This window comes from Mycobacterium sp. DHQP2018-32-09 (assembly GCF_058148405.1).
On record NZ_JBYVYK010000167.1, the window covers coordinates 1 to 420 of the forward strand.

Genomic DNA, 420 nt, shown 5'->3' on the forward strand with positions numbered 1-420 from the left:
TCGGCCAGCGTGAACACCTTGCCGGCCGCCGACGGATAGAGCGCGAGCACCTTTTCCTTGTGCTTGTCGGTCATCGTCAGGATGACGTCCGAATGCTTGACGTCGTTCGCGTTCAACTGCGCCGCGCGATGCGCGGACGTGTCGATCCCGCGGCGCTTCATCAGGATCACGCCGTTCTCCTCCGGCTTTTCGTCGTACGGATCCTCGTCGACCGCGCGCGAAATCACCGCGACATGCGCGTGGCGCTGCGCGATCAACTGGCCGGCAATCGCTTCCGCCATCACGCTGCGCCCGGTGTTGCCCGTGTCGACGAACGCGACCTTCTTCGGTTCGTCGGCCCATGCCGACGTCGCGCACTGGATGCCGACGCCGCAGAGCAGCGCAAGCGTGCCGAGGGTGTGCCTTCTTTTCATGATGTCT

At 64.5% G+C, this 420-nt stretch carries 1 protein-coding gene; it reads right to left on the reverse strand.

The annotated features are described in order from the left end of the window. Nucleotides 1-420, reverse strand: a 420-nt coding sequence (locus AC30CM_RS27185) for an arsenate reductase/protein-tyrosine-phosphatase family protein (protein ID WP_490120004.1), incomplete at both ends; no start/stop codon positions are given.